Consider the following 6216-nt stretch of genomic DNA (forward strand, 5'->3'; position numbering starts at 1 on the left):
TATTTATTCTTATGCATTTGCTAATCTGTTTATGAATAGCGAAAATGCAAATTGAAATCCGTTTAATCGAAAATCGCCTGCAACTAACTAAATTTCAATATTTTCAAAGAACATTATTAGATTTTAATGGGACAGCAATGACTGTTTATAAAACTTTCTAAATCAGCTAAAAAACTAAACCAAAATGCTAAAATTGAATCAGACAAGAATCAGCCGGATCGTTTTATTATTTGCGCTTTTGTTGAGTATGCATGTTAGTGCTCAGCAAAACCGGCCAAACATTTTGTGGATCACCAGCGAAGATAACAGTCCGTATCTGGGGTGTTACGGCGATGCCTTTGCCACTACGCCAACGCTTGATAAACTGGCCTCAGACGGTTTCCGTTATACCAATGCGTATGCCAACTGCCCGGTTTGTGCACCTGCCCGAAATACTATTATTACCGGTGTTTATGCCGCATCGAACGGGAACGAGCCAATGCGGAGTACCTATCCGAAATCGGAAGTGGTTATTCCTTATCCCGAACTACTGAGAAAGGCCGGTTACTACTGCACCAACAATGTAAAAACCGATTATAATTTTAAAGGTGATTACAACAGCATATGGGACGAGTGCAGCCGAAAGGCACATTGGAAAAACTGTCCGGAAGGCAAACCGTTCTTTGCCATATTTAATTTAACAACAACGCACGAAAGCCAGATCTTCCCTTTTATTCCTGATGATGAATTAAGGCACAAACCGGAGGATGTGGTTTTGCCACCGCATCATCCTGATACAAAAGAGATGCGCCACGATTGGGCGCAGTATTACGACAAAGTGGAGGATATGGACGCGCAGGTTGGCGAACTGTTAAAAGAGCTGGAGAAAAGCGGACTGGCCGATAATACCATCGTATTCTATTATTCCGATCATGGCGGAGTGTTGGCCCGCAGTAAACGTTATATTTTCGAAACCGGAACATGGGTGCCGTTTATAGTTCGTATTCCTGAAAAGTACAAGAACTATTTTCCTGCCGAAAAACCTGGCGATGCCGTTGATCGCAATATCAGTTTTGTGGACCTTGCTCCAACTTTGCTAAGTATTATCGGAGCCGAAAAACCGGATTACATGCAGGGCAACGCTTTTCTGGGCAATGCAGTTGAACCCGAGCCCGACTACGTTCATATGACCCGCAGCCGGATGGATGAACGTATTGATATGAGCCGTGCCGTGCGAGACAAAAAGTACCGTTACATTCGTAATTACATGCCTTTCAGGATTTACCTGCAGCATTTGGCTTATTTGTTTAATGCCCGTTCTGCCCAATCGTGGCAAGATTATTACCTGGCCGGAAAGTGTAACGATTTGCAAAGTATGGCATTTGAAACCAAACCTGTTGAAGAGCTCTACGATACAGAGAACGATCCAAATGAATTGTATAACCTGGCCAATGATCCGGCTTACAAAGACGTGCTGGAACGTATGCGAAAAGAGAATGTCCGTTGGATGAAAGAGATCAGGGATGTGGCGCTGATTCCTGAAACAGAATACACGAAAAGGGCAGGAGACGGATCGATGTACGATTACATGCGGTCTGCAGCTTGTCCGTTTGATGAATTATTGGCAGCTGCAGAACTGGCAACTCAGCCGGGTAACGAATCGATTCCAGACTACATTGAGTTACTTAAACATGAGGATTCAGCAATACGTTACTGGGGGGCTACCGGCTTATTGATTCATATTGATAATGCGGAACCGGCATTGCCGGCACTAAAAGCTGCGGCCGATGAAGAGGCAGCTGCTACAGCCGTTTTAATTGGTGAATCATTGTATCACATGGGAGAAAAAGAACTGGCAGAAAAGATCTTCTTGCGGATTCTTATGGATGAGAAAAGTACGATGATGGACCGTACCTGGGTGTTGAACAGTGTTGAAGCTGTTGATTTTGAGAGTCCGGCAATTAATAAATGGATTACGGATTTTTACACTAACAGAAATGAGGAATCACAAGGAAATAAAATGTACGATAATTACCTTTTGCGCTGTGTAGAATTGGCTGTGCAAAATGGGCAGTAATTTAATAAACGTGTGAAAGGATCTAATTTAAAATTGGTGTTAATAAATCTGACTGAAGTGAAAAAAGCATACCAGTTTTATTCAAACAATAGAGGTATTCGTTTGTTTTAAGTCGGGGAATCATAGTTTGGTATATAAAATTAAATTATGAAATATTTTTTGTTGATTTTATTGTTTAGCGGTTTGTTGTTTTTCTCGTTTTTGGGAGGAACAAGTGTTTTTCAGCGGGCAGAAGCGCGAAATGCCGAATGTGCACGTGAAATGATGCAAAATAAGGAATGGATTGTTCCAACTTTCAACGGAGAACTTCGCACGGATAAACCGGCAATGGAATATTACGGAATGATTGCCGGGTATTATTTATTAGGTATAAACGAAGCTGGTGCCCGGTTTTTCTCGGCTTTGTGCGGTTTATTGGTTGTACTGGCAACTTTCTGGATTGCACGACGCCACTGGAGCGAGAAAGTTGCGTGGTGGTCGGCTTTGACCATGTTGGCTTCACTGCATCTTATAATTCAGTTCCGGTTGGCCACACCCGATCCATATCTCATTCTTTGTCACACGCTTTCCATATACTTTTTTTATGAGGGCTGGCATTCGCGCAAATGGAAGTGGTTTGCTTTGATGTATATTTTCCTGGGATTAGGAATTTTTGCCAAAGGGCCGGTTGGTTTGTTGTTGCCGGGATTGACCATTTTGCTGTTTATGCTGGTAACAAAAACATTTACATGGAAACGAATTCTGGAACAAAAACCTTGGTGGGGAATTTTACTGATTTCGGCCGTGGCTTTACCATGGTACTACGCAGTACATGTAAAAACCGGTGGAGAATGGACACGTATTTTCTTTTTCGAGCACAATTTAAATCGGTTTGATTCCGGCATAAGTGGGCATCACGCACCGTTTGTAATGCCATTTATCTTTGTGATGGCAGGATTGCTTCCATTTTCAGTATTCGCCGTTCGTGCTTTTAAAGAAACGTGGCAGCAACGAAAAAATAATCCGTTGATGGTGATGGCCGCTTTATCAACATTGGTTGTAGTGGGGTTTTATGCCCTGTCGCAAACCAAGCTGATAAATTATACTTCGCCGGCCTATCCTTTTTTTAGTTTAATGATTGGAAATACTATTGCAGTACTCAGTACTCATCCGGAATCGCGTCGCAAAACGAGGATTGAAACTTATATAATGGTGTTTTTGGCCCTGCTTCTGCCAATTGCAGTATTCTTCTTTATGAAATATTCCCCGCTGCAAAATGTGGATTGGATCGCCTGGTTTATGGTTGCAATGCCTATTGGTGGAATTGTTGCTTTGTTTTTAAGAAAAAAATCTTCAGAGAATGGATTGCTTGCGATTGCTGCTGCTTTTATGGTAACTACCTTTATTGTTTTTTGGAAACCTTTTCAGGTTTTGGATGATCAATCACCGGTTCATAAATATGGCGAAATTGTAAGCGCTCATAACGAGGTGGTTGCCTATAAAGACTTCCACCATGCGTTTGCTTTTTATGCACACGGTAAAATTCCTGTTTTTCAAGATGAGCAGAATTTAATAGACTACCTGGCCAGTCATGAAGATGTATTGGTATTGAGTAGAAACTATGATTTGAGCTATATGGATGAAATTCCGAATCTCGAGTGCCTTGGTAAAGGCCAAGACCTGTTTAGCCGAAAGTCGACCGGGGTTTATTATAAGCACTAGACTGTCTTCGACAACTCATTCAGTTATTATTTCTTCATTCTTTTGAACCACATGTATTCGCCTTTTTGGTAATACTGGCCCTTTAGTTCCGGATTTTGCTCCAACTCGTCGGATGTATATGGTTTATGAGGAACAAGAACATCGTCGCCTGGTTGCCAATCCATTGGTGTTAGCACATTCTCTTTTTGTGTAAGTTGCAATGCTTCAACTGTTCGCAGTATTTCATCCATATTTCGTCCCACATTCATCGGGTAAAATGAAATGGCCTGAATGATATTGTCCGGGTCAATAATAAATACACCTCTAACATCCCTTTTGTCGTTTACCGAATGATGCAACATGCCGTATTTTTTCGATACTTCTCCCGAAAGATCAGCTACAATAGGGTATTCGATTTTAGTATTTGTGCCTTCATCCTTTAGCACCCTTTCCATAAATTCTTTCCACAATAAATGTCTGTCGATTTCATCAATTGAAACAACGGCTACTTTTACACCCAATGCATTCAGCTTTTCCTGGTTACGGGCAAGACCGCACAACTCTGAAGTACAAACAGCCGTAAAATCCAGCGGATGGCTGAATAATATTTTCCAGTTGGTACCAAAATCCTCGGGAAAGTTCAATATTCCGTTTGTTGTTTTTTCGGTAAATGAAGGTGCTTTATCTCCAATCAACGGAGCCTTTTTGTCTTTTGACCAGCTTGTTATTGAAATAAGTACGATCAGAAAAGTTAATGCAAGTTGTTTCATAATTCTCAGCAATTAGTTGTTTTAACCGTTTATTCAGTTATTGTATTCTTAATCAATAACATATTTATAAAATGAAGGTTTGTTAACAGGGTGTTATTTTCTATAATTGTTGAATATCAGTATGTTATTTGTAACTTGTTTGTAAACCAAAAGTGAACGGCTATAAAAAAGTATTTAATCACCGGATTATTTTTTCTGTTGCTGGTTGTTGCCGGTAATGCACAAGGAACTTACTCTATAAGAAATCTGCAACGGGCTTCGAGTGAGGAACTTAATCTGTACTATCAAAAAGCAATAAACCTGGAACGAATGGGCGAAACTATGGCAATTTCAGGAGCAGCAGCAGGATTATTAGGAATTTTGGGCGGAGCTGCACTAAATGATGACTGTTCGTCGGGAGAAACAAGTGTATTGTGTGTAACAGCGGCTACTTTGATGACCGGTGGAGTAGCAGCCACCATAATTGGATTTACGATGTACATGACCGGTATATCACGTATCGATAGAATTCGTAAAGTTCAATTCTCCGATTCCTTTCAGTTGGAGGTTATTCCTGGCGGATTCTATTGTTCGCATCCACAAAGTTACCCAACCGGAATAACGCTCCGTATTAGTTTTTAAAGCAAGGGGATCTTCATTTATTCAAAAAACCATTATTATTTATTTATAATGTCGTTAAACTGATCGGTGGTCAATATTCGTGGCTGATAATCAATGTCTCTATTATTTAGGTCGCGCACAAAAGCCCTCAGGTGATGTTTTGTTTTCATGACATGTATTTTTAGATGATATCATCTGCAGCCGCAATGTAAATTTAGGCTGGATAATCTTTTTGTCTTTTTTGTATTTTAATCTTGTTCATGGCTCATAACAGTTTTACAAGGCATATTTGTGCCGTTCGCAGGTTTGTTTCAACTTTTATGAAATACACCCCGGATGAGAGAAATGAAATATCGAAGTAGGATGTTGTGGACGCTTGCCTTTTCAGTATCATTTTCCCGGTTGACGCAAATACATACAGCTCTTCAATTAATTCGTTTTGATTCAATTGTACAGTAAATCCTTTGTTTGCAGGATTTGGGTAGATTATAATTTCATTGTTATTTTCCTGCTCAAAAACAGCATTTAAATTTTGAACAGTGACAAATATGGTGTCCGACGAAAAACAATAGCTGTCATTTAATATGTCTACCCAAAGCGGATGGGTACCCAGACCGAGTTCGCTCGCGAGAATGGTAATTTTAGCTTCGGTTGATCCATCGCACCAAACAATCGAACAATCCGTGTTTGGAATGTGGAGTGATATGGAATCTTCAATTCCTAAAATCTGATCGGGGCCCAAATCAACTTCCGGTTTTTCGTATACAATAATCTGAAAATCGGTTTCTCCAATACATTCATTTTCGCTAACGGTGTAAGTTAAAGTATGTGTTCCTGCTCCGGCCACTGACGGATCGAAATAAAGCCCGGAAACACCTTCACCGGAAAGGATTCCACCTTCGGGAACTGCCTCGATTAAAACGGCTTGTTGGTCTTCGCAGAAAGTAAGCTTGTCATTTAATATTTGGGGCTGAATGATAGAATCCACGACTACCTGAAATTCAATTTCACCTGTACATTCATTTTCGTTTATGGTGTAAGTTAAGGTATGTGTTCCAGCTCCGGCCACTGACGGATCGAAATAAAGCCCGGAAACACCTTCACCGGAAA

Annotated in this window: 6 protein-coding genes; 3 read left to right on the top strand and 3 right to left on the bottom strand. The window is 40.6% G+C overall.

The window, feature by feature from the left end:
• The first annotated feature begins 193 nt into the window (after positions 1–193).
• Positions 194–2056, top strand: coding sequence for a sulfatase (locus tag ABZB17_RS19240; RefSeq protein ID WP_372652648.1), 1863 nt, complete (start codon positions 194–196; stop codon positions 2054–2056).
• A gap of 147 nt (positions 2057–2203) precedes the next feature.
• Positions 2204–3757 carry an ArnT family glycosyltransferase gene (locus tag ABZB17_RS19245; RefSeq protein WP_372652650.1) on the top strand — a complete coding sequence of 518 codons (1554 nt, stop codon included), beginning with the start codon at positions 2204–2206 and terminating at the stop codon, positions 3755–3757.
• Positions 3758–3783: 26 nt separating this feature from the next.
• Here ABZB17_RS19245 and ABZB17_RS19250 read toward each other — a convergent pair whose 3' ends face one another.
• A complete protein-coding gene (locus ABZB17_RS19250; protein WP_372652652.1) occupies positions 3784–4506 on the bottom strand; it encodes a peroxiredoxin in 723 nt (240 codons plus the stop codon).
• A 198-nt stretch (positions 4507–4704) separates the two neighbouring features.
• On the opposite strand from ABZB17_RS19250, the gene ABZB17_RS19255 reads away from it, so the two are divergent.
• On the top strand, positions 4705–5127 hold the full coding sequence (locus ABZB17_RS19255; protein WP_372652654.1) for a hypothetical protein: 423 nt from the start codon (positions 4705–4707) through the stop codon (positions 5125–5127).
• Positions 5128–5162: 35 nt separating this feature from the next.
• On the opposite strand, the gene ABZB17_RS19260 is transcribed toward ABZB17_RS19255, so the two are convergent.
• The gene (locus ABZB17_RS19260) at positions 5163–5276 is read right to left on the bottom strand and encodes a DUF2202 domain-containing protein (protein ID WP_372652656.1); all 114 of its coding nucleotides are present in this window, start codon (positions 5274–5276) and stop codon (positions 5163–5165) included.
• Positions 5277–5371: 95 nt separating this feature from the next.
• On the bottom strand, positions 5372–6216 hold an 845-nt coding region (locus ABZB17_RS19265), incomplete at its 5' end, for a T9SS type A sorting domain-containing protein (RefSeq protein ID WP_372652658.1).

Source organism: Draconibacterium sp. (genome assembly GCF_041583095.1).
GTDB lineage: Bacteria > Bacteroidota > Bacteroidia > Bacteroidales > Prolixibacteraceae > Draconibacterium.

Excerpts from the sequence above, each read along its gene's own strand:
- ABZB17_RS19245 (WP_372652650.1), top strand. The coding sequence starts at position 2,204 with ATGAAATATTTTTTGTTGATTTTATTGTTTAGCGGTTTGTTGTTTTTC.
- ABZB17_RS19250 (WP_372652652.1), bottom strand. The coding sequence starts at position 4,506 with ATGAAACAACTTGCATTAACTTTTCTGATCGTACTTATTTCAATAACA.
- ABZB17_RS19260 (WP_372652656.1), bottom strand. The coding sequence starts at position 5,276 with ATGAAAACAAAACATCACCTGAGGGCTTTTGTGCGCGACCTAAATAAT.